The sequence below is a fragment of the Methylobacterium sp. SD274 genome, assembly GCF_017355285.1.
GTDB lineage: Bacteria > Pseudomonadota > Alphaproteobacteria > Rhizobiales > Beijerinckiaceae > Methylobacterium.
In genome coordinates this window covers 19,418-42,251 of sequence record NZ_JADIJP010000004.1, presented here as the reverse complement: position 1 = coordinate 42,251, position 22,834 = coordinate 19,418, and the positions used below count along the sequence as shown (strand labels likewise).

At 66.4% G+C, this 22,834-nt stretch carries 16 protein-coding genes and 1 tRNA gene; 7 read left to right on the top strand and 10 right to left on the bottom strand.

Annotated elements, in window-relative coordinates:
• Positions 1–86: 86 nt before the first annotated feature.
• Entirely contained in the window at positions 87–464 is a 378-nt protein-coding gene (locus IPV08_RS05235) for a DUF559 domain-containing protein (RefSeq protein ID WP_207411053.1), read from the bottom strand.
• Positions 465–940: 476 nt separating this feature from the next.
• On the opposite strand from IPV08_RS05235, the gene IPV08_RS05230 reads away from it, so the two are divergent.
• Complete coding sequence (locus IPV08_RS05230; protein WP_207411052.1) at positions 941–4,213, top strand: efflux RND transporter permease subunit; 3,273 nt, start codon at positions 941–943, stop codon at positions 4,211–4,213.
• Between the two features lie 281 nt (positions 4,214–4,494).
• Positions 4,495–5,931 (top strand): efflux transporter outer membrane subunit, encoded by a 1,437-nt coding sequence (locus IPV08_RS05225; protein ID WP_246747819.1) that lies wholly within the window; start codon positions 4,495–4,497, stop codon positions 5,929–5,931.
• 87 nt (positions 5,932–6,018) lie between these two features.
• On the opposite strand, the gene IPV08_RS24895 is transcribed toward IPV08_RS05225, so the two are convergent.
• Positions 6,019–7,515: an endo alpha-1,4 polygalactosaminidase gene (locus IPV08_RS24895; RefSeq protein ID WP_281435315.1), complete on the bottom strand. Its 1,497-nt coding sequence runs from the start codon at positions 7,513–7,515 to the stop codon at positions 6,019–6,021.
• A gap of 274 nt (positions 7,516–7,789) precedes the next feature.
• Between IPV08_RS24895 and zwf the strand changes: the two genes are divergently transcribed.
• Positions 7,790–9,313, top strand: a complete 1,524-nt coding sequence (zwf, locus tag IPV08_RS05215; RefSeq protein ID WP_207411050.1) for a glucose-6-phosphate dehydrogenase — start codon at positions 7,790–7,792, stop codon at positions 9,311–9,313.
• 240 nt (positions 9,314–9,553) lie between these two features.
• Here the strand turns inward: zwf and IPV08_RS05210 are convergent, their stop codons facing one another.
• From IPV08_RS05210 to IPV08_RS05200, 3 genes are all read right to left on the bottom strand, one after another.
• Entirely contained in the window at positions 9,554–10,333 is a 780-nt protein-coding gene (locus IPV08_RS05210; protein ID WP_207411049.1) for a restriction endonuclease, read from the bottom strand.
• Positions 10,334–11,137: 804 nt separating this feature from the next.
• On the bottom strand, positions 11,138–11,632 hold the full coding sequence (locus tag IPV08_RS05205; protein WP_056422588.1) for a MucR family transcriptional regulator: 495 nt from the start codon (positions 11,630–11,632) through the stop codon (positions 11,138–11,140).
• A 564-nt stretch (positions 11,633–12,196) separates the two neighbouring features.
• Positions 12,197–12,859: a class II aldolase/adducin family protein gene (locus IPV08_RS05200; RefSeq protein WP_056422585.1), complete on the bottom strand. Its 663-nt coding sequence runs from the start codon at positions 12,857–12,859 to the stop codon at positions 12,197–12,199.
• A 99-nt stretch (positions 12,860–12,958) separates the two neighbouring features.
• Here IPV08_RS05200 and IPV08_RS05195 point away from each other — a divergent pair, with 99 nt between their 5' ends.
• Positions 12,959–15,571 (top strand): bifunctional acetate--CoA ligase family protein/GNAT family N-acetyltransferase, encoded by a 2,613-nt coding sequence (locus IPV08_RS05195; protein WP_207411048.1) that lies wholly within the window; start codon positions 12,959–12,961, stop codon positions 15,569–15,571.
• A 16-nt stretch (positions 15,572–15,587) separates the two neighbouring features.
• Here the strand turns inward: IPV08_RS05195 and IPV08_RS05190 are convergent, their stop codons facing one another.
• The 4 genes from IPV08_RS05190 to IPV08_RS05175 form a co-directional block, all read right to left on the bottom strand.
• Complete coding sequence (locus tag IPV08_RS05190; RefSeq protein WP_246747810.1) at positions 15,588–16,316, bottom strand: ABC transporter permease; 729 nt, start codon at positions 16,314–16,316, stop codon at positions 15,588–15,590.
• A 221-nt stretch (positions 16,317–16,537) separates the two neighbouring features.
• Positions 16,538–17,893 (bottom strand): hypothetical protein, encoded by a 1,356-nt coding sequence (locus IPV08_RS05185; protein WP_207411046.1) that lies wholly within the window; start codon positions 17,891–17,893, stop codon positions 16,538–16,540.
• Between the two features lie 344 nt (positions 17,894–18,237).
• Positions 18,238–18,594: a hypothetical protein gene (locus IPV08_RS05180; protein ID WP_207411045.1), complete on the bottom strand. Its 357-nt coding sequence runs from the start codon at positions 18,592–18,594 to the stop codon at positions 18,238–18,240.
• 169 nt (positions 18,595–18,763) lie between these two features.
• Positions 18,764–19,249, bottom strand: coding sequence for an SRPBCC family protein (locus tag IPV08_RS05175; RefSeq protein ID WP_056422573.1), 486 nt, complete (start codon positions 19,247–19,249; stop codon positions 18,764–18,766).
• A 511-nt stretch (positions 19,250–19,760) separates the two neighbouring features.
• On the opposite strand from IPV08_RS05175, the gene IPV08_RS05170 reads away from it, so the two are divergent.
• The 3 genes from IPV08_RS05170 to IPV08_RS05160 all read left to right on the top strand — a co-directional run bounded on the left by IPV08_RS05170 (position 19,761) and on the right by IPV08_RS05160 (position 22,322).
• Positions 19,761–21,335 (top strand): 2-isopropylmalate synthase, encoded by a 1,575-nt coding sequence (locus IPV08_RS05170; protein ID WP_210348223.1) that lies wholly within the window; start codon positions 19,761–19,763, stop codon positions 21,333–21,335.
• A 103-nt stretch (positions 21,336–21,438) separates the two neighbouring features.
• Positions 21,439–21,514: transfer RNA gene (locus tag IPV08_RS05165), tRNA-Lys, on the top strand.
• A 241-nt stretch (positions 21,515–21,755) separates the two neighbouring features.
• On the top strand, positions 21,756–22,322 hold the full coding sequence (locus IPV08_RS05160; RefSeq protein ID WP_207411044.1) for a metallophosphoesterase: 567 nt from the start codon (positions 21,756–21,758) through the stop codon (positions 22,320–22,322).
• Between the two features lie 90 nt (positions 22,323–22,412).
• Here IPV08_RS05160 and IPV08_RS05155 read toward each other — a convergent pair whose 3' ends face one another.
• Positions 22,413–22,757: a hypothetical protein gene (locus IPV08_RS05155; protein ID WP_207411043.1), complete on the bottom strand. Its 345-nt coding sequence runs from the start codon at positions 22,755–22,757 to the stop codon at positions 22,413–22,415.
• Positions 22,758–22,834: the final 77 nt, after the last annotated feature.

Below are 22,834 nucleotides of genomic sequence, written 5' to 3'. Positions count from 1 at the left end.
CCGCGCTGCCCGCGAGTGGTCTGAACGGCTTAATCGTAGCTGTTCGGGAGAGAGCTGGTGTGAGGTATGAGACGCCTCCGGCAAGCTCATGCCTGACCCGCGGGAGAGGGGCAAAATGCCGACGGTCCCTCGTCGCACAAGTTGATCGCCGCCAGGATGCTCTCCAGGACACCATCGAGATTCTCGCGGATATCGACATTCCGGAACCGGATCACCTGAAAGCCTGCCATTTCAATGATGCGCGTTCGTTCTGCGTCGCGAGCGAGCGCAGCGGGACTGCCGTGTGTCGCGCCGTCGACCTCCACAACCAGCTTGGCTCTCAGGCACGCGAAATCGACGACGAAACGACCGACGGGATGCTGGCGACGGAATTTGAAGCCACTCAACTGAGCCCCGCGCAACGCACGCCAGAGCTTGGCTTCCGCGCTCGTCTGTGCCCATCGCAGAGCGGTGGCACGGCTCACGGAATTCTCCTGCGGCCATCACGGTTCGAGGCGCCGCGCCGGCGGGGTCTAATCGGCACGGTCTCTCCGCGCAGCATAACTCAGACTTGGCAGAACGGAGCCCTCGCGACCCCTTCGGAGGTTTCACACACCTCACCCTGTCCCTCTCCTTCCAGGAGAGGGGACCCGCGCCCGGTGCGGCGGCGGTGCCAAGGCCGCCGGGGTGATGTCGTGAGAATCGCTCGCATCCCCTCTCCCCGCACGCGGGGAGAGGGCCGCGTCTCCCCCTCGTCGGGGAGCGCGGCGAGGCAACAGCCGATGGTGAGGGGGCGATTCCGGAGGAGCCTCATCCGGCGATGCCCCCTCACCCTCGCTCCGGCTGCGCCTTCGCTTGCCAGGGGGACGACAAGGTCCCCCTGGCCCTCTCCCCGCCCTGCGGGGAGAGGGGACTGCGCACATCCGTCTTGGCCGTTGTCCTCGGTCACGGCTCCCCGCCCATGAACGTCTCCGAGCCGTTCATCCGCCGTCCGGTCGCCACGACGCTGCTCACCATCGGGGTGCTGCTGGCGGGGATCTTTGCGTTCTTCAAGCTGCCGGTGGCGCCGCTGCCGCAGGTGGATTTCCCCGTCATCCTGGTCCAGGCGCAGATGGCCGGGGCCTCGCCCGAGACCATGGCGACGACGGTGGCGGCCCCCTTGGAGCGGCGGCTCGGCATCATCGCCGATGTGGGCGAGATGACTTCCACCAGTTCCGTCGGGACGGTGCGGATCGTCCTGATGTTCAATCTCAACCGCGACATCGACGGGGCCGCCCGCGACGTGCAGGCGGCGATCAACGCCGCACGGGCCGACCTGCCCACCGCCCTGCGCTCGAACCCGACCTATCGCAAGTTCAACCCGGCCGATGCGCCGATCCTGATCCTCGGGCTCACCTCGAACACCCTGTCGCCGGGCCAGCTCTACGATTCCGCCGCCACGGTGGTGCAGCAGAAGATGTCCCAGCTCCCCGGGGTTGGGAATGTCGATATCGGCGGCTCGTCGCTCCCGGCGGTGCGGGTCGAACTCGATCCCACCGCCCTCTACAATTACGGGATCGGGCTCGAAGGGGTGCGTGCCGCGATCGCCTCGGCCAATGCCAATTCCCCGAAAGGCGCAATCGAGACCGACACCCGCCATTACCAGCTCTACGCCAACGACCAGGGCCGGGTGGCGGCGGATTATCGCGACATCGTCGTGGCCTACCGCAACGGGGCGGGCGTGCGCCTCACCGATGTGGGCAAGGTCGAGGATTCGGTGGAGGACAAGCGCAACCTCGGCCTCGTGAACGGCCGGCCGGGCGTGATCCTGTTCATCTACAAGCAGCCCGGCTCCAACGTGGTCGACACGATCAAGGCGGTGAAGGCGGCGCTGCCGCAGGTCCAGGCCGCGCTGCCGGGAGATATCGACCTCACCGTCACGGGCGACCGCAGCGCCACGATCCGTGCCTCCCTCGCCGAGACCGAGGAGACCTTGATCATCGCGGTCGTCCTCGTCATCGGCGTGGTCTTCGCCTTCCTGCGCTCCGGCCGGGCGACCCTGATCCCGGCCGTGGCCGTGCCGATCTCGATCATCGGCACCTTCTCGGCCATGTACCTGCTGGATTACAGCCTCGACATCCTGTCGCTGATGGCCCTCATCATCGCGACGGGCTTCGTGGTGGACGACGCCATCGTCGTCCTGGAGAACATCCAGCGCCATATCGAGCTCGGCAAGCCGAGGGTGGAGGCCGCCCTCACCGGGTCGAAGGAGGTCGGCTTCACCGTCATCTCCATGACCCTGTCGTTGATCGCGGTGTTCATCCCGATCCTGCTGATGGGCGGCATCGTCGGGCGGCTGTTCGAGGAATTCGCCGTCACCCTGTCCCTGGCGATCCTGATCTCGCTGGTCCTCTCGCTCACCACCACGCCGATGATGTGCGCGCTCCTGCTCAAGCGCGAAAGCGTGCCGGAGGGAGAGGCGCCGCGCCGCCCCAACTTCCTGATCAGGGGGCTGGAAGGCGCCTTCGAGGGAACGCTGCGCGCTTATGAGCGGACCCTGCGGATCGCCCTCGCTCATCGCCGCCTGGTGCTGCTCACGCTGTTCGCGACGATCGGGCTCAACGTCTATCTCTACATCATCGTCCCCAAGGGATTCTTCCCCGAGCAGGATACCGGGCAGATGATGGGCGGCATCCAGGCCGACCAGCGCATCTCGTTCCAGGCGATGAAGCAGAAGCTGGAACAGGCGACCGCCATCGTGCAGGCCGATCCGGCGGTGGACAGCGTCGTCGGCTTCACCGGCGGGCGCGCCACCAACTCGGCCAACGTCTTCGTCGGACTGAAGCCACGGGGCGAGCGCGCCTCGATCACCGAGGTGATGACCCGGCTGCGCCCCAAGCTGGCGCAGGTGGCGGGCGCCCGGCTGTTCCTGTTCCCGCGCCAGGACCTGCGCATGGGCGGGCGCCAGAGCTTCGCGCAGTACCAGTACACCCTCCAGGGCGACACGGCCGACGAACTCTATGCGGCGGCCCCCCGGCTCGTGGAGGCGCTGCAGAAGAATCCGGTCTTCGCCGATGTCACCTCGGACCAGCAGGAGGGCGGGCTGGAGAGCCGCCTCGTCATCGACCGGGCCACCGCCTATCGCTACGGCATCACGCCGGACAAGATCGACAACACGCTCTACGACGCCTTCGGCCAGCGGCAGGTCTCGACGATCTACAACCCGCTCAACCAGTACCACGTCGTGATGGAGATCGCGCCGCGCTACCTGCAGAGCCCGGAGACGTTGAAGACCGTCTTCGTCTCGACATCGGGCGGCAAGGCGCGCGGCTCGGCCATCACCAACGCGGTGGCCGGGACGGTGGCGGGGGCCGCGACGACGGGGACGACAGCCTCCACCATCGCCGCCGATTCCGCCCGCAACGCCGCCTCCAACGCCATCGCGGGCGGGGCGGGGGCCTCGTCCAGCGCACCCGTTTCGAGCGCCAAGGAGACGATGATCCCGCTCTCGGCCTTCGCCCGGGTCGAGACCGCGAATGCGCCCGTGCAGGTGAGCCACCAGGGCCTGTTCGTGGCGACCACGCTCTCGTTCAACCTGGCGCCGGGCAAGAGCCTCTCGGACGCCACCGCCGCCATCGAAGAGGCCGAGGCTCAGCTGCGCCTGCCGGCGACGATCCACGGAGAATTCGCAGGCGCCGCCAAGACCTTCCAGGCCTCGTCCTCGCGCCAGCCGCTGCTGATCCTGGCGGCTTTGCTGGCCGTCTACACGATCCTCGGAATCCTCTACGAGAGCTTCGTCCATCCGGTGACGATCCTCTCGACGCTGCCCTCGGCCGGCATCGGCGCGCTGCTGGCGCTCCTCGTCTCCGGCACGGAATTCACCATCATCGCGCTGATCGCGGTGTTCCTGCTCATCGGGATCGTGAAGAAGAACGCGATCATGATGATCGACGTGGCGCTCGATGCCGAGCGCACGCGCGGGGCCACACCGAAGGATGCGATCTTCGAGGCCTGCCTCTTGCGCTTCCGGCCGATCATGATGACAACGCTGGCGGCCCTGCTCGGCGCCCTGCCGCTCATCCTCGCCGGGGGCGAGGGGTCGGAAATGCGCCGCCCCCTGGGCATCGCCATCGCCGGCGGCCTGATCGTGAGCCAGCTCCTGACCCTCTACACCACACCCGTCGTCTATCTCTATCTCGACCGCCTCCGCCGGCGGAAGCCAACGCCCGGCGTTTCGGTGAGCCCGGCCGAATGAGCGGGCGTGACCGGACGATGCGACCCGCGCGTAGCAACCCTCCCCCCACGGACCCCGGGCTTGCCCGAGATCCGTCTTTGGCTGGCCAAGTCGGGCAGGCCCGACTTGGTGCGGGGGAGGGTGCCTGCGGAGCAGGCGGGAGAGGGGCCGACCTCTCCGGTCAGGGCGCTCCCCTCTCCCGACCCTCGCTGACGCGAGGGCCACCCTCCCCCGCAAAGGGGGGAGGGAAGGGGCGTTGGTGCCTGCCCGTCCTCGCCCTCGCCGCAACCCTCTCCGGCTGCATGGTCGGGCCCGATTACTCCCGCCCCTCCGTGGAGACGCCGCTCGCGTTCAAGCAGGGGGGGATGCGCGAGGACAGCGTGGCCCATGTCGCCACGCGGAAGGGCTGGCGCGCGGTGCAGCCCAATGACGGGGCCGAGCGCGGCGATTGGTGGCGCGTGTTCCGCGACCCCGCCCTCGACCGGCTGATCCGCCTCGTCGACGTGGACAACCAGAACCTGCGCGTCTCCCTGGCCTCCTACGATCAGGCGCGCGGCCTCGTCGCCCAGGCGCGCTCGGCGCTCTACCCCACCGTCATCGGCGCGCCGACGATCACGCGCTCGCGCACGCTCGGCACCGAGCGCACCTCGGTCTCGCTCCAGGCCCAGGCCTCGTGGGAGCTCGACCTGTTCGGCCGCATCCGGCGCAACATCGAGAGCGAGGTCGCCAATGCCCAGGCGAGCGCGGCGGATCTGGCGGCCGTGCGCCTGGCGATCCAGTCCGAGGTCGCCACCAACTATTTCAGCCTGCGCTACCAGGATTCCCTGCAGCGCCTGCTGAACGAGACGGTGGAGGCCTATAAGAAGAGCCTCGCCATCACCGAGAACCAGTACAATGCCGGCGTGGCGGCCCGTTCCGACGTGATCACGGCGCAGACGCAGGTACAGTCGACCCAGGCCCAGGCCATTGCGGTAGGCCTGCAGCGCGCGACTTTCGAACACGCCATCGCGACGCTGATCGGGCGTCCGCCCTCCGAATTGTCCCTGCCGAAGGGAAGCCTGCCGAAGACGCCGCCCGCGGTCCCGGTGGGCATTCCCTCCGCCCTACTGGAGCGGCGGCCGGACATCGCGCAGGCCGAGCGCAGCGTCCAGTCCCAGAGCGAGCAGATCGGCGTCGCCGTGGCGGCCTTCTACCCGACCCTGGTCCTCTCGGGCTCGGGCGGCGTCTCGGGGCTGACTAGCAACGGCGTCTTCTCGGCGGCCAACCAGGTCTGGTCGGTGGCCGCGGCCGGCAGCGAGACCCTGCTCGATGGCGGCGCCCGCACCGCCGCCGTGCAGATCGCGAGAGCCGCCTACGACGCCACGGTGGCGACCTACCGCCAGACCGTGCTCACCGCCTTCGCCGAGGTGGAGAACGGCTTGGCCGGCGTGCGCATCCTCGCCCGCCAGCAGGCGGCGCAGGAGGAGGCGGTGGCCTCGGCCCGCCGCGCCGTGGAGATCACCCTCAACGAGTACCGGGCGGGTACCCAGAACTTCACCACCGTCATCACCGCCCAGGCGTTGGAACTGAACAACGAAGTGACCGCCCTGCAGGTGCGGCTCAACCGCTTCACCACGGCGGTGACCCTCATCCGGGCGCTGGGCGGCGGCTGGGACGTGCGCAGCCTGCCGACCCCCGACGAACTCAAGGGCGACCGCCTGCCGATCGACCGGGGCCAAGCCGTCCGCACGGACGAATAAGTCCGTCCGCACGGACGAGTGAGCCGTCCGCTGCGGGCGGATGGCGAGGGATTGCACGGGCGGTGACGGTGCGCGGCGCCGCGCGGATCAGGCGATGATGAGGAAGTCGGAGGCGGCGAGGGCCGTCTCCTTGGTGAGATGCGCGAACAGGATGGGTTTGTAGGTCGCCCCCGAACCGTCCCGGTCGAAGAAGAGATCGCCCGTCGCCGTGTCGTAGAGGATGCGGTCGTCCGCCTCAGATGCTTGGCTACCGATGGCGAAGGCGCCCTTGGCGAGCCGGCCGGTGGCAAGCCCGAGGAAGACGTCGTCGTCCAGCTTGACGGTGTCGTCGGCCCGCGAAAAGTCGGTGATCCGATCGACGTTCTTCCGGGCATCGAGGGCGGTGGCGAACACGAAGACGTCGTCGCCCGCCCCGCCCTTCAGGCGATCCTTCCCGGCGCCGCCGAAAAGCGTGTCGTTGCCGTCGCCCCCGAACAGCCTGTCGTTTCCCGCCCAGCCGAGGAGCCGGTCGGCGCCCGCCCTCCCGTCGATCCTGTCGTTGCCGGCGAGCCCGTCGATCCGGTCGGCGAGGACGCTGCCCCGCAGGATGTCGGCCTTGCCCGTCGGCAGGATGTAGGCCGGGTCGCCGTCATGGGTGCCGACCAGTCGGTCGAGGCCGCGCGTCGGCGCGGCGAAGGGGATGAAACCGTCGGCGAGGGCCAGGGCATCGAACTCCGCCACGCGCGCATCACCATTGACGTAATCGACGGAGAAGACCGGCTTTCCGTTGCCGAGGAAATCCTGCTTCAGGATCTCGATCGTCTCGGCATCGGGCCTGAGCGGATTGTTCTCGTCGCGTGCGCCGCGATAATAGAGGTCTTCCACCGCGATCCCGCCGATGACGTCGAGATAGGCTTCCCTGCGCGCGGTGTCGTTGCCGAGATCGTTGAGGATCCAGGCGCCGTTCTGCGGGATGACGAAGAAGTCGGGGTTGGTCTCGCGGGCATGTTCCGTGAGCGCGACGACGAAATCGACCATGCGCTGCGCGGCCTGCTTCACCGAGACGGGGTCGCCGGCCTGCCGGTCCTTGGCGGCGACTTCCGTGCCCCAGAAATAGTAGCCGTCGACGATGTCGAGATAGGCGGCGTCGAAACCCGCCGCGACGATGGCGTCGACATCGCCCGTTCGCGCGTCGTTGAAGAGGAGGTCCTGCCACTCCTCGTCCCAGAAGCGCACCTTGCGCGATTCCGGCCAGTCGGGATTGAGCGGCCCGAGCCAATCGGGCGCCCGCGCGTCGAGATCGCCCCCCGCCAGTCCCGTCTCGGTCCAGCCGGGCTGCCAGTAATCGCGAAAGTCGGACGCCTCGCCGATGGAGATGTACGAGACGACCACGGAACGTCCGCCCATCCCGTCCTTCATGCGCGTGACGTCATCGGCCGAGAACCGCAGGGCGTTGGTGCCGTCGCGGGAGGAATCGATGACGAGGAGGTCGTGGGTCGCCGAGGCGAGCAGGTCCCGGTCGAGGGGCGCGCCATCGCGTCCTTGCAGTTCGTATCCCCAGGTCTCGACCGCGACGGTCCCGGTGGAGGTCCTGAAGGTGGCCATGGGTCGATCGGTCCTCGCATCCGGCTTCGTCGCGGCGAGCGTCCCGCCGGGCATGGCGGGCGTTCGGCCTCTCTATGGGGTCGCGAGCCCTTAACGGAGGCTTCGATCGGTCCGGCGTTTTCGATGCAAGCGATGCGTCCGATGTCGGCCGCCGGGCACGGGCCATGTTCCGCCACCACGGCAGCGTGATCGCTGCTATGCACCATGGATCGGAACGGCACGGCGCAAATCCGGTTTGACCCGCGTCGCCGATCCATCCCGGAGTATCCGTCCCATGAGCCGATCCGACGTCCCAGCGAGCGACGGCAAGCAGAAGCTCGCCAGTTCCGAGGTCGAGACCGCCCCGCCCTGCACCCTGGTGATCTTCGGGGCGGCCGGCGACCTGACGAAGCGCCTGCTGATGCCGGCCCTCTACAATCTCGCCGCCGGCGGGCTGCTCTCCGAGGGGCTGAAGATCGTCGGTATCGATCATAACGACCGGACGAGCGAGGGTTGGCGCGACGACCTCTCGCAGACGATGCAGTCCTTCACCCAGGACCGAACCTCCGAATTCCACCCGGATTCCATCGACCCCCATCACTGGGGCTTCATCCGTGAGCGCCTGACCTTCACGAAGGGGGATTTCGAGGCGGCGGAGACCTATCGGCGGCTCGCCCAGGACATCGGCGGCAACGCGATCTTCTACCTGGCCGTGTCCGCGCGCTTCTTCGGCCCGGTGGTGGACCATCTCGGTGCCGCGGGCCTGCTGAAGGAGGGGGAGGGCGCCTTCCGCCGCGTGGTGATCGAGAAGCCCTTCGGCACCGATCTCGCCTCGGCGCGCGCCCTTAACGCCCGCATCCTGAACCAGGCCGACGAGAGTCAGGTGTTCCGCATCGATCACTTCCTCGGCAAGGAGACGGTGCAGAGCATCCTGGCGCTGCGCTTCGCCAATGCCATGCTGGAGCCGATCTGGAACGCCCACCACATCGACCACGTGCAGATCACCGCCGCCGAGACCATCGGCGTCGAGCAGCGTGGCGGCTTCTACGAACCCACCGGCGCGCTGCGCGACATGGTGCCGAACCACCTCTTCCAGCTTCTGTCCATGGTGGCGATGGAGCCGCCCGGCAGTTTCGATGCGGAGGAGATCCGCAACGAGAAGGCGCGGCTCGAGGAAGCCGTGCGGCCGGTGACGCCGGATCAGGCGGTGCGCGGCCAGTACGCCTCCGGTGAGGAGCACGGGCATGCGGTGCGGGGCTACCGCGAGGAGGCCGATGTCTCGGCCGATTCCCGCACCGAGACCTATGCGGCCCTGAAGCTCTCCATCGATAACCCGCGCTGGTCCGGCGTGCCGTTCTACCTGCGTACGGGCAAGCGTCTGGCCGGCCGCCTCACCGAGATCGCCGTGCATTTCAAGCCGCCGAGTCACGGCCTGTTCGCCGGCACCGATCTCGCGCCGAACATCATGCGTGTGCATATCGACCCGGACCAGGGCTTGAGCACCCAGTGGAACACGAAGCGGCCGGGGCCGGACATGCATCTCGGCGCGGTCACCTCGTCCGTGCGGTTCGGCGATTTCTTCACCGAAGCGCCGAGCGTCGGCTACGAGACCCTGATCTACGATTGCATGATCGGCGACCCGACCCTGTTCCAGCGGGCCGACGCCATCGAAGCGGGCTGGGCCGCCGTCGATCCCCTGATCCGGGCCTGGGGCGACGCCCCGGTGGAGCTCTATGCGTCGGGCAGCAACGGACCGGCGGGGGCGGATGCTCTGCTTGCCTGCGACGGGCGGGCTTGGCTGCCTCTCGCGGAGGGGTGAGGCTCGCGCGTCTGGGCCTGTTTGAGGTGTTTTTCCCAAGGCTTCCCCTCATCCTGAGGTGCCGCGTAGCGGCCTCGAAGGAGGCTTCCAGGGATCGCGCGACCACTGGAAGTCTCCCTCAAAGCCCCTTGCTGAAGCAAAAGGCACCTCAGGAAGAGGTGGTCGGCTTGGGAAAAAATGGACCTTGGCGGATGGCCGATTTTGGCATGCGCCGCCGCTGAGAAGTCCGATGAACGGCTCTCAGGCCGGCTCGGCGTCGAGCCGCCGGGATCTGCGGATGGGCGCGAGCGTGCGCAGGGCGTCGTGATGCAGGAGAAGAACGCCGGTGGCGCCCGACAGCCTGCGCGCGGCGGGGGTGAAGCCGGCATTGGAGACGACGGCCGCCATATCTGCCTGCCAGTAGCGCGCCGCCGCCGAGGCCTCCTGCACCGCCGCGTTGCCCACGGGCTTGGTGTAGCGCTTGCACTGGAGGACGAGGCGGATGCCTGAGCGCTCGGCGACCACGTCGGCCCCCTGGTCGCCGCTGGCCTTCGTCGGGCGCGCCGACCATCCCGCCTCGCGCAGCGCCTCGGCGCAGAAACGCTCGTAGGCGATGCCGTCTTCCGGGGCCTCGTCCTCGTCCGGCAGAGCGACGGACAGGGCAACGTCGTCGATGATGTCGAGGACGATCGGCCAGCGGGTGTCGGCGAGGTCGGTGAAGCCCTTGGCATCGAGATGCGGCAGGATCGTCCGCTCGGCGAAGTAATCCCGTTCGCGCAGCCAGCCATCGTCGATCCGGTTGCCGTAGGCATCCTCGAAACATTCCTGGCGGCGGCGCAGGGCGAGGGTCTCGGCATGGGCGCGCGCGAGCCGGCGCACCGTCCGCCTGAAGCGCCGGGGCCTGTCGAGGCGATGCAGCAGGATCAGGCAGAGACAGAGGCCGGTCGCCGCCAGGGCGGGGAGTCCGAACCAGAAGGCCAGGCCCCCACCCAGGAGGGTGGTCCAGAACAGGCGCGCGACAAGGCTCGATCGACCGGACATGCGCACCCTTTCCCGCTGCCAACGCGCCCCCATCGGCCGCGCCCTCTTTCGGAGAATGCCGGGAGGGTCTTGCGACGGGCCTAACGTCGGCTCACGCCAGAAAAACCGCCTGCTCCGATAGTGCTGTGTTGCGCGAGACGAAATCGGATGTCGTCAATCGACATCAGGCAACAATGATGGGATTCATCACCCTGGATTGGATCGAATTCATTCACATTGAAGCGTATTTGCCAAGGAAACGCACAAGATGGATGAAGTTACCGTGCGAACTGGGGGATTATTTATTATTTTGCATGCAGATTGGCCCCAAAGAGTCCCGGGACAGGAAAGCGCAAGCGTTCCATCGGAGATATCATCGGTCGCTCCGTGATCGCGACCGATGATATCTGTGTAGTTTTCTTGTGGATGAGGATGCCATTGGGCCGTGTGCCGGCCCCGACCGCGCCGAGCACATCCGTTTGGCGTCCCGAACGAGTAATCCGCTCACGGCGGCTCCATCGATGCGGCACACCTATCGTCCGCTCGTCAGAGAGCGGGGCACCACTCGCCTTCTCAAACGAGAGAGCCTCTGATTCCGCGACGAAGCTCGATGAAGCGTTCGCAAGCCTGAAACGATAGATCAAAAACGCGTAGAGCTACATCCGACATGACTGTGTCAAATCGAATGCAGCTCTCCGTGTTCGTCCTACCGTGCATGCTTTAGACGAGGCGATTGTCCGCGTCGTCTCATCCTGCTTCAGATCCAGGCCTTCGTTGTGTCACGCTCTTTCTAGTCAAAGCGGCATCCGCTTCGGCGGAGAGGCTTTAGGAGGCCAGAGCCGCGCGGGGGCGACGGCCGCGCGGTGCGGGAGAGGTCGGGGCTTCGGCGGCGGGAGGCTTTACGCGGGTCTTCCGGCGCTGCTGGCCCAGACCCATGTTCTTCGCCAGTTCCGACCGTGCGGCTGCGTAGTTCGGGGCAACCATCGGATAGTCGCTCGGAAGGCTCCATTTCGCCCGATACTCGTCAGGCGTCATGGAATAGCGGGTCCGAAGGTGACGCTTCAGCGATTTGAACTTCTTGCCGTCTTCGAGACAGATGATGAAGTCCGGCGTGATCGAACGCTTGATGGATACGGCCGGCGTCAACGGCTCGAATTTCTCCGGCGAAGCGGCCGCCGTCAGGTTGCTCAGGGTCGCATGGATCGATGCGATCAGCGCTGCGATATCCGAAACAGGTACGGAATTGTTGCTCACGAATGCCGAGACGATGTCGGCGGTAAGCTCAATGTAATCCGTTACAACGTCGTTCTCGAGTTCCACGCTCACCCCCGGAAGTAGGACAGTTTTAGACCGGCCCAAGGCACCGATCGATGCGGGCGGAAGGGTCTTGTCATCAACATGAGTTGACTAGGCAGTTCGTAGGGCAGCCATTAACAAAGCGCAAGAGGCTATGGCAAGACCACATCCTTAATGAAAACTGGAATGAAGCTTCGGGTCTGTTGGGGGAGCTTCAAGCACCGCAGAATTGGCTGATGTTACCGGGAGGGAGAGGATTTTTTTTATCCCCTCAGCTCTGAAAAAAATTGCAGGCGACCATAGAAACGGCAATTTATTTGTTGAATTGGAACCTTGCTGCCCAGGTCTGAGCTATTTTAGGTCAGTTTCGCAACTTTGAATGTAGGCTTCCGAAATAAACTACACGCTTTGTAAGAATGTCTAAGCGTCCGTCGAATCGGCCGCCGAAACAGCCTCCCGTTGCGCAGGAGAAGAAAAGTTTTTCTGGGAATCTGCTGCCGAAAGACCGTTCAAGCCGTAGATGAGGGGCGATGCAGTCGGTTCTACGTAATCATCGCACCCGGTTCCGTCCGACAGAGTCGGATGTTCTCACGGCGCTACGTCCCGGCTTCGCGGTCCATAGCTTTCGAACCGCCTGACGGTTCGGGCGATCTCGGCATCCGACAGTATGATTGGTTTGCCCACCTGCAGCGCGGCTGCATATTGTCGGCATAGTGCTTCCATCTCTACCGCCAGCCACAACGCTTTCGTGACGTTGCTGCCGATGGCGATCATGCCATGGTTGGCCAGCAGGCAACCAAGGCGATCCTCCAGGGCCGCGACGGCCGCGACAGAGAGCTCTTCCGTACCGTAGGGCGCGTAGGGTGCGCAGCGTATAGTCGGGCCGCCCGCCGCCGCGATCATGTAATGGACGGCGGGAATCTCTTGTCCGCACATGGCAAAGGCGGTGCAATAGGTCGGGTGGGCATGCACGACGGCGCCGATCTCGGGTCGCCGCTGCAGGATATCGCGATGAAAGCGCCATTCGGAAGAAGGGGCGAGGGCATGGTCATGACCGCCCGCCATGGTCATCGGCACGATGTCCTCCGGCCGCAGGTCGTCGGCCGGGATGCCGGAGGGCGTCATGAGAAAGCCGTCGCGATAGCGTACGGAGACGTTTCCGGCGGTGCCCTGGCTCAGTCCCAGTGAGATCAGGGACCGCATCGCCTCGACGATGGCGCAGGAAATCTCGTAAGCTTCTGGTTCTGACATGTGGTTCCCCGAGTCGCGAGAGACCCATGCCCTATACCGTGCCGGTCGGCGTGATGTCGCATTCCGCAGCGCCGGCCTGATCGAAGGTCACGCCAGTTCATGAGCACCTATCGCTTCGAGGCGTTGCTGGCGCCACGGGCGATCGCGGTCGTCGGCCTCGGCCGGGGCGCGCTCGGCCAAGCCGTGGTCGGCAATCTGGAGAAGGCCGGGTTCGCCGGCCCGGTTCATCTCGTCGGCGAAGCGGGCCTTCCCACCCTCGACGACCTGGATGACACGCCGGATCTCGTCGTGATCGTCGCGGAGGCCGCGTCGGTGGAAGGCTGGGTCGAGAAGGCGGGCCTGCGGGGTGTCGCCGTGGCCGCCATTCTCACGTCCGGCCTGTCGCAGGACCTCTGCGAGGCGGTGCGCAACCGTGCGAGGCAATGGGGCATGCGCCTCCTCGGCCCCAACAGCATGGGGCTGATCGTGCCGCGTGCCCAACTGGATGCCAGTCTGTTCGCGGCGGCGCCGAAAGCCGGCGATCTCGCCCTCATCTCGCAATCGGGCACGGTGGCCGCCGGCATCGTCGCCTGGGCCGCGCATCGCGATGTCGGGTTCTCGGCTATCCTGTCCCTCGGCGCCGCCTGCGACATCGACATCGCCGATTGCCTCGACCATTTCGCCGCGGACATCCATACCCGCGCGATCCTGCTGTCGCTGAACGTGATTCCCAATGCGCGCAAGTTCATGTCGGCCGCCCGCGCGGCGGCGCGCGCCAAACCCGTCCTGGTGCTGCGCACGGGGCGCCACGAGGCGCCCCTGCGCCACACGGTGACCCATACCGGCGCCCTCGCCCGGCCGGATGCCGTCTACGAGGCGGCGTTCCGGCGGGCGGGGTTGCTCAGCGTCGACGGGCTCGACGCCATGTTCTCGGCGGTGGAGACGCTGGGCCGGCAGCGCCCCTTCCCCGGCCAGCGCCTCGCCATCCTGGGGAATGGCGAGGGCATCGGCGCGCTCGCCGCCGACAGGCTCGCGGACCGGGGCGGCACGCTGGCCGCGGCGGGACTCGGCGGCAATCCCGCCGATCTCGGCGTCGAGGCGGATGCGCAGGCCTATGCCGACGCCCTTGGGCCCCTTCTCGCCGACCCGGCCAACGACGCCGTGCTGGCGATCCACGTGCCGACGGCCCGCTCCGACAGCGCCGGTGTCGCCTCGGCCATCGCCGACACGGTCAGTGCCGCCCGGCGCAGGGGCGGGCGACGCAAGCCTGTCTTCGCTGTGACGGTGGGCGACGATGGGGAGGCCGGGGCCGTGCTCGCCGCCGCCGGCATCCCGCGTTTCGCCACCGATGCCGATGCCGTGGAAGGCTTCATGCATCTGGTCCGCTACCGCGAGGCGCAGGACGACCTGATGCGCACGCCGGATTCTCTGCCGCGGGAATTCTCGCCCGATGTCGAGGCCGCCCGCGCCATCGTGGCGGCCGCCATTGAGGCGGGGGAGATCTGGCTCGATCCCCTCGCCGTGGCGGGCCTCCTGGCCGCCTACCGGATCGACAGCGTGCCGCTCACGCTCGCTCCCGATGTCGATGCCGCCGCGGCGGCTGCTTGGCCCATCATCGCCGAGGGCGGCGCGGTGGCGCTGAAGGTGGTCTCACCGGACATCGTCCACAAATCCGATGTCGGCGGGGTGCGCCTGGACCTCACCAGCGAGGCCGATGTCCGCACCGCCGCCGCCGACATCCTCACCCGGGCCCGGCGGCAGCGGCCGGATGCGCGGATCATGGGGTTCGCGGTCCAGCCCATGGTGCGCAAGGGTAAGCGCCGCGAGCTCATCGCCGGCCTCGCCGAGGATCCCGTCTTCGGCCCCGTCGTGGTGTTCGGGCGGGGCGGCGTCGCCGTGGAGGTCATCGACGACCGGGCGCTCAGCCTGCCGCCCCTCGATCTCCGGCTCGCCAGCGAACTCATCGACCGTACGCGGGTGGCGCGGCGGCTTGCCGCCTATCGCGACGTGCCCGCAGTGGACCGGAGGGCGCTCGGCCTCGTCCTGGTCAAGCTCGCCCAACTCTCGGCCGACCTGCCGGAGGTGCGCGAACTCGACATCAATCCCCTGCTCGCCGATGCCAATGGCGTGCTGGCCCTGGATGCCCGCGTGATGATCGGCCCCGCCCCGGAACGGCGCGGCGGCACCCGGAACCCGCGCTTCGCCATCCGCCCCTATCCGGTGGAATGGGAGCGCAATCTCGTGCTGAAGGGCGAGCGGGTCACCGTGCGCCCGGTGCGGCCAGAAGATGAGGGGCTGTTCAAGAGCTTCTTCGAGCAGGTCAGCGCCGAAGATCTGCGCCTGCGCTTCTTCATGCCCGTGCGCGACTTCAACCATGCCTTCCTGGCTCGGCTGACACAGCTCGACTATGCCCGCGCCATCGCCTTCGTCGCCATCGACGCGGAGACGGCGTCGATGCTCGGCGCGGTCCGCCTGCACGCGGATGCGAACCATGAGAGCGGCGAATACGCCATCCTGGTCCGCAGCGATCGCAAGGGCACCGGCCTCGGCTTCGCGCTGATGCAGTTGATGATCGACTGGGCGAGGGCGGAGGGCCTGAAGCGCATCGAGGGCACGGTCCTTCGGGAGAACCGCCCCATGCTGGCCGTATGCCGCAACCTCGGCTTCTCGGCCCACCCGGACAAGGATGACGGCACTGTGATGAAGGTGAGCCTAGCGCTCGATGTGCCGTAGCCAAAGACTAATCGAATCAGTCTTTGGCTTTATTGGTGTAGAACAGGATTCCGACGAAGATCATGCCGGCGCACCATTTGGTGAGATAGACGGCATCGAAGCTGGCATGAGGATAGTTCGGGTAGAATCCGACGCGGAACAGCTCGATCACATGCGAGAGCGGATTCCAGGAATAGATCGTCCGCACGGGCTCCGGTGTCAGGTCGACGGTCTTGAACGCGCCGCTGAACATCATCATCGGACGGCTCAGGAAGCCATAGATTCTGCCCCAGCCCGGAAAATACGACTGGATGGTCGAATTGACGAGCGCCATTCCGAAGGCCAGAAAGCCGACTGCGGTCAGGCTCAGGAGGCAGTTTTCGGGAGCCCAGGGCATGGCCTCTCGTATCCCGTATACATAGAGCGACGAGAAGAACAGGGCCATTAGCATGAAGTTTTGAATCTGATGGATGAAGAATCTCGATAGTAGAAAATCGAACGGCTTGACGAAGTAATACTCTTTCGCTCGCGACTTCTGTGAGCGAATACCGCGCGCGCAACGGCGAAAGATGTAGAACGGGAAGACGCCGGTCCCCATAAACAGAAGCACCGAAGGTCCGAAGGGAGGCTCCTTTCCGAAGAGATAGATTCGCAATCCCGCAATCATCACAACGAGGATGACTGGCTCGATGAAGAGGATGACGCCCAGCGCCGGGTGATAATTGCGGAAGCGAACCCAGAAATCACGGACGATCAACGCCGTCATGATCGTCAGCCATGGCCGTGCCCTCTGCTTGGAGGGGGCGGCCGGAAGGACGATCGAGGAATTTGCCATCGTTCAGTCGTGATCCAGGGATGCCGGGAGACGTGGAGTGGCGGGTTGCGGGACCGGCCCCCGAGCACCCCATGCCGGGGGGGGCGCGTCACGAGGCCGAAATTGTGTCCGAGACCGAGCCGGCGGCCATGACGATCGAAGGTCGACCTTGCTCAGGCGCGGCCGTTCACGACCGAGCGCACGGCGAGCAGGCCGATGAACCAGATCGCTGCCAGGATGAAGGCTCCCAGCGCCATCGACAGGAATACCCGTGGTCCGCCGGCGCTTTCGGGCATGGCCGGGCGAACGTAGGGCGTGAGATAGAGATGCTGGGCGGCTGCGCTGGCCCGTGCGCGGTCGAGGGATTGCAGGGAGGTGAGCAGGATCGCCTGCGCATATTGCCGGTCCATGTCGAGGGCCTCGAACCGGGCGACGACGCCGGCCAGGACGTTGCGGCCGGAGCGGCTGCCCGAAACCTCGCGCTCGACGGAAGCCAGCTGCTCGCGCGCGGCCTGGACGCGGGACTTGAGGGCCACGACCGACGGCGCCGACTCGCTGAGATTCTGCCTCCGGATCGTGTCGTAATCGGCCTCCAGCTGCGACACCGATCCGCGCAGGGTGCCAATGAGCTGGGTGTTGCCCGAGACGACACTGGGAATCGGATCGATCACCCCCTCCTTCTCACGGAATTCGGCCATGGCGGCGCGGGCCTTGTCGAGGCCAGCCTTGGCCCGCACGACCTCCTGCTCGGCGAACTTGACGGCATCCTCCTCGGCACGCTTGGCGATCTTGTTGACGAGGTTCTCCGACAGCGTGACGAGCTGGTTGGCGATGGTGAGGGCATCGTCGGGCCGGAACGCCTTGATTTCGACGGAGGCGAGCCCGGTGAGCGGATCGAAATTCGCCCAGACCATCTTGTTCCAATATCGTACCAAGTGCTCTGCCGACCGGCTCTTGTCGAACCGGTTCGGCCAATCGATCTCGGGACGGCTGTAGATCTCGCGGATGTCGACGTTCTGAGACAGCTCGTCGACCACCTGACGGCTCTTGAGATAGTCGATCACGACGAAGTTTTGCGCGGTGCCGCCGCTGGCAGGCCCACCGTGGCCGCCCATGGCGCTGGCGACCGCAGCTGCGGTCGTACCCCCGCTGCCGCCGCCGCCGAGGGGGCCGGCCGACGGGGTTACCTCGGTCACGGAGAACCGGAACTCGGCGAAGTATTGAGGCGTTGCGAGGAACAGAAAATACAGTCCGAGCAGGCACAGCGGCAGAAGCACGACGATGCCAAAGCTGATCAGCGTATGGCTCCAGCTGTGATCGGGCTGCGGCATGGGGACGAGGGAAAACGTCTCGTCTTCCCCGCCGTCGAGCGCCAGCTCGCCGTCTCGCCGGGGAACCATCTCGCGGTCGTCGTTCACCGCCAGTTCGTTGGCCCGGGCCCGCTCTTCCTTGGCCAGCGCGTCTTTAGTCTCGATCGCGGTCACGTTCGCGGTCGGCAAGCGCGTGATGTTGTTGGGCGCTGAGCTCATGCGTCGCGGGGCCTGTCACCAAAATTTGTCGTCCCTGACAGTAGGTCATTTCCCGGCCCTTTTATGGCGGCGCAGCAGGGAAGTGGCACGTGTGGCTTTCAAGTCGCCGGACGAGAGCTTGCAAGTGATCGCCGGGAAAGGCAGGTATTTCCAGCAGTATTCTGCTGGATAGAGCGGCTCTGGCGCATGTCCTGAGCACGTCTCCCATCGCGCCGCGCCATTTTCCGGTGGGGCGCCGTCACGCCTTCGTGATGAGGTCCGGGCGCCCCGCGGCCAGCGGTCACGTTAGATCAGGACATGCACATCCGAAGGGCGAAGCGCAACGAACGACGACCCGCTTCGGTTTACGGGTAGCCGTAACGCGCCTTGGCGGCGGCAAGCAGTCCGATGGCCTCACGGTCCTGCCCGGCATTGCAGGCCTCGGAAGCGCGGGCGAGGTCGGCCGAGAAGCGCGCGCCCACCGGCGGGTTGAGGTTGCCGGTCGCGACATCGCTGTCGACCACGGCCTGGGTGCGGGCGATGCTGGGACCGCAGCCCGAGCCCGTCGGCGAGGGGGCTGGGGCGGCAGCGACCGTGGCGGCAATGGGTGCCACTGCCGCTTTGGGGGAAGGACCGGATGCACTGCAGGCGCCGAGCGCAGCGGCAAGGAAGGTGACCAGCGTCAGGCCGGCGCGTCGTGGTAGCACCAGGTTCTCGGTCACGGAGCTATTCCTTCACGTTCCGGCGCGACGGGCCGGCGCAGCGTGGCCGCTGCGCCGGAATCTCGCTCTTCGGGCAAGTTCTTGCCCTGACGCAACCCGCTGGTCAATCGCTGGGCCTGGGCTCCGGCGACGATCCCATGTCGTCATATTCCAGTCTCGTGTCAGCGGGTCATTTCGCCTTCTCGGCGATCGCCGCGAGACCGGATTCGTAGATCCCCGTGATGGCATCGGCCGCGACCGTATCCGGGACGCCCTTCGCCTTGAAGGTTCCCGTCCACGTCACCGTCGAGCCGGACCCTTTCGGGCTCACCGCGAGGGTGGAGGAGTAATCGGAGACCGGCAGGGGGCTCTCGACGATGGCGTAGGTGTAGCGCATCGCCGTGTCATCGCGTGCCGTCTGCGATTCGACGATGGCGCCGCCACCCTTGAGGCTGAGGGTGCGCAGCATCGTGCTTCCCTTGGAGGAGGGCTCGCATTTGGCGATGGCCGGGTGCCAGGTGCCGATGCCGCAGAAATCGCCGATCGTCGACCAGACCTTGGCCGGCGGAGCCGCGATGTCGATGCTCTTGGTGAGGTCGATGGCGAAGCCCGGAGCGGTGCCGGCGATGAGGACCAGACCCGGCAGAGCGAGGCGACGCATGAAGGTGCGCGACATGAGAGAGGGGTTTCCTTCCGGTTGATTTATAAGCGCGGATGGGTCCGCGCCTTGCCACCGTGCAAAGAGCAGCGAGCGGATAGGGGTAAGGCTGGTCGCGCACCGGGCCGGGGCAATGGCTCCGAGTCAAGCCCACGAAGATTTGACACCGGTCGGGGCGGTCGCAGTGCGATCCTTGTCAACGGAAGCGCCGGGGTTTACGTAGCCGCCTGACCGCGTGCTTCGCGCGCCTGTCACGCCATTCGGGAGAGACGAGCCTTGGCCACCGCCGGCTCCACGCAGGACATCGCCGACGCTGCCTTCACGGCCGCGCGCGGTTCTGCGCGCCCTGGTGCTCTTTCCTCCGGCCTTCTCCTCCTTATCCGCCCCTGAGGGCCGGCCGGGCGCCTGCGCCTGGGCACTCAGGGGATCGTTTCGCGGCCGTGACTCCGAAAAGTCCGGTCGAGCCGATCGATGGGTTTAAAAGGCGCCGCGTCCCGAAGCGACCGCGCCTCCGACAGGACGACACGCCATGACCGACATCATCGCCCCAACCGCGGCCTCTCCGAAGGACAGGGTCCTCATCTTCGACACCACCCTGCGCGACGGCGAGCAATGCCCCGGCGCCACCATGACCCTGGACGAGAAGCTCGCCGTCGCCGAACTCCTCGACGCGATGGGGGTCGACATCATCGAGGCCGGCTTCCCCATCGCCTCGATCGGCGATTTCGAGGCCGTCTCCGAGATCGCCCGCCGCTCGAAGCGCGCCACCATCGCCGGCCTCGCCCGCGCCATTCCCGCCGATATCGCGCGGGCCGGCGAAGCCGTCCGCCTCGCCCGGCGCGGCCGCATCCATACCTTCGTCTCGACCTCGCCCATCCACCTCGCCCACCAGATGCGCAAATCCCAGGACGAGGTGATCGAGATCATCCTCAAGACCGTGGCGCAGGCCCGCGACCTCGTGGAGGACGTGGAATGGTCGGCCATGGACGCGACGCGTACGCCGATCGACTACCTGTGCCGCTGCGTCGAGGCGGCGATCCGCTCGGGCGCGACCACGATCAACCTGCCCGACACCGTGGGCTACGCGACCCCGGACGAATACCGCAGCATGTTCCGCCAGGTGCGCGAGCGGGTGCCGAATGCCGACAAGGCGATCTTCTCGGTGCATTGCCATGACGATCTCGGCCTCGCCATCGCCAACTCCCTGGCCGGTGTCGAGGGCGGCGCCCGGCAGGTGGAGTGCACGGTGAACGGGATCGGCGAGCGCGCGGGCAACGCCGCGCTCGAGGAGATCGTCATGGCGATCCGCACCCGTGGCGACGTGATGCCCTACGAGACCGGCATCGAGACCACGATGCTCACCCGCGCCTCGAAGCTCGTCTCCCACGCGACGAACTTCCCCGTGCAGTACAACAAGGCCATCGTCGGCCGGAACGCCTTCGCGCATGAAAGCGGCATCCACCAGGACGGCATGCTCAAGCATACCGAGACCTACGAGATCATGACCCCGGCCTCCGTCGGCGTCGCCAAGACCTCCCTGGTCATGGGCAAGCATTCGGGCCGCGCGGCCTTCCGCTCGAAGCTGGAGGAGCTCGGCCTGCATCTCGCCGACAATCAGCTGCAGGACGTGTTCGACCGGTTCAAGGCGCTCGCCGACCGCAAGAAGCACGTCTACGACGAGGATATCGAGGCCCTGGTCGATCAGAACCTCGCCACGGCCCATGACCGCATCCGCCTGGTCTCGCTCTCGGTCATCGCGGGGACGCGAGGCCCCCAGCGCGCGACGATGAAGCTCGCCATCGACGACCGCATCGTCACCGAGGAGGCCGACGGCAATGGCCCCGTGGACGCGGTGTTCAACGCGATCCAGGCCCTGGTCCCGCATGAGGCGCAGCTCGAACTCTACAAGGTCGACGCCGTGACCGAGGGCACCGACGCCCAGGCCGAGGTCTCCGTCCGGCTCAAGGCCGGCGATCGTAGTGTCACGGCGCGGGGCGCCGATCCCGACACGCTCGTGGCCTCGGCCCGCGCCTATCTCTCGGCCCTGAACAAGCTCTCGGCGACGGCGGTCCGCCTCCACGCCCAGCACGCCGCATCGGTTTAGCCGGGAAAATGAAGCCCCGGGGGTGGACACCCTCCGGGGCCTTTGCTATCAGCCCCCTCGTCGCAGCGGGTTTTGGTGGCCGCCGCGATTGCCGCAAGGCAATGGGTGCATAGCTCAGTTGGTAGAGCAGCTGACTCTTAATCAGCGGGTCCAAGGTTCGAACCCTTGTGCACCCACCAAATATCTCAATGACGTAGCTGCTGGTTGCTGGCTTCCTGAAAAGCCCTGGCAAGCATATGGCTACTAGTTCATTGTAGCGACCCCCCTTATGTTTCGAAGCTGGTGTTGAGCGAACGGAAACGCGTGAGCGCGGTGAGTTCGTACCACCCTACAATTTTTCGAGTCGGGTCGATCCAAGCCGAGTCGGATGAGTTTGAATGGCAGGTCGCTGCCTGAAGCATGCGGCGCCGTCGGATCCGTATGGCTACTTTCTTCACCTCAGACACCCATTTCGGGGATGCTCACATCCTGCGTCAGCGTGGAGGGGCGTTCGGATCACTCGATGATCACGACGCGGCTCTGATCGAGGGTTGGAACGACGTTGTCGGCACGGACGACGACGTCTGGCATCTCGGCGATTTCGCAGCCGGAGCGAGCCGGGGGCGCTGCGCGGAGATCTTCGAGGCCCTGAGAGGCCGAAAGCGACTGATCCGCGGCAATCACGACACCAATCGGGTTCTTGAATTGCCGTGGGTGAAACCGCCGCAGGAAACTGCGCGGATCATTGTAAGCGATGCCGACGGCACGGAATGGCGGCTGTTTCTCGCACATTACGCGCATCGCGCCTGGCCCGGCCTGTGGCGCGGGACGCGCCATCTGTATGGCCACACACATGGTTCACTGCCCGACACCCGCTTCTCATGCGATGTCGGCGTCGATGCATGGGGCTACCGACCCGTCGGTGTCGGCGAACTCATAACCCGCCAGAACCAGGCTCACGCTGTCCCGGAAGAACTTCAACGGCAGAATGAGACTCGGACCATATGATCAGCCCCGACGCTGACGTCTCGGCGCGAAAAATCCACCTGTGTCTCCGCACTGAGGCACCGCGTTTGCGGATATGGCAGCCGCCGAGGGTCAGGCCGTCGGCGTAAGGTCGTCGGTCGACCACGTCTCGTGAACGCCGCCGACATCGACCTCGTAGGCTTCGCCGAGGTTCCAGACGCCGACGATGGCTCCGACCCGACCGTCAGGCAGTCGGACGAGGTCGAGCTTTATGAATGGGGAAAGGGTCATGGCACGGCTCCTCTCTCCATCAAACGGCGCGCAGGCGTATTCGATCCGGACCAAGCTCCACGACAGCGGCGGAACGGCAATCGCCTGCCCCGCCGATACCATGACGGCAAGCGTGAGTGATTTCGCCCCAACCCGATTCGGCCAATCGGGATCGGGACCTTCAACCTCTTTCAGCGTGGCGTTCATCGATGGCGACCTCGTCGTACATCCACGACCGACCGGTGCCCCTTCGTAAGCAAGCATTAACGCTGAGCGGGCATTCT

Bases quoted from the DNA above. Each gene is read 5' to 3' on its own strand.
- IPV08_RS05195 (WP_207411048.1), top strand. From the start codon at position 12,959: ATGAGCACCTATCGCTTCGAGGCGTTGCTGGCGCCACGGGCGATCGCG.
- IPV08_RS05155 (WP_207411043.1), bottom strand. From the start codon at position 22,757: ATGAACGCCACGCTGAAAGAGGTTGAAGGTCCCGATCCCGATTGGCCG.
- zwf (WP_207411050.1), top strand. From the start codon at position 7,790: ATGAGCCGATCCGACGTCCCAGCGAGCGACGGCAAGCAGAAGCTCGCC.
- IPV08_RS05210 (WP_207411049.1), bottom strand. From the start codon at position 10,333: ATGTCCGGTCGATCGAGCCTTGTCGCGCGCCTGTTCTGGACCACCCTC.
- IPV08_RS05160 (WP_207411044.1), top strand. From the start codon at position 21,756: ATGGCTACTTTCTTCACCTCAGACACCCATTTCGGGGATGCTCACATC.
- IPV08_RS05170 (WP_210348223.1), top strand. From the start codon at position 19,761: ATGACCGACATCATCGCCCCAACCGCGGCCTCTCCGAAGGACAGGGTC.
- IPV08_RS05185 (WP_207411046.1), bottom strand. From the start codon at position 17,893: ATGAGCTCAGCGCCCAACAACATCACGCGCTTGCCGACCGCGAACGTG.
- IPV08_RS05200 (WP_056422585.1), bottom strand. From the start codon at position 12,859: ATGTCAGAACCAGAAGCTTACGAGATTTCCTGCGCCATCGTCGAGGCG.
- IPV08_RS05225 (WP_246747819.1), top strand. From the start codon at position 4,495: ATGGTCGGGCCCGATTACTCCCGCCCCTCCGTGGAGACGCCGCTCGCG.
- IPV08_RS05175 (WP_056422573.1), bottom strand. From the start codon at position 19,249: ATGTCGCGCACCTTCATGCGTCGCCTCGCTCTGCCGGGTCTGGTCCTC.
- IPV08_RS24895 (WP_281435315.1), bottom strand. From the start codon at position 7,515: ATGGCCACCTTCAGGACCTCCACCGGGACCGTCGCGGTCGAGACCTGG.
- IPV08_RS05230 (WP_207411052.1), top strand. From the start codon at position 941: ATGAACGTCTCCGAGCCGTTCATCCGCCGTCCGGTCGCCACGACGCTG.
- IPV08_RS05190 (WP_246747810.1), bottom strand. From the start codon at position 16,316: ATGACGGCGTTGATCGTCCGTGATTTCTGGGTTCGCTTCCGCAATTAT.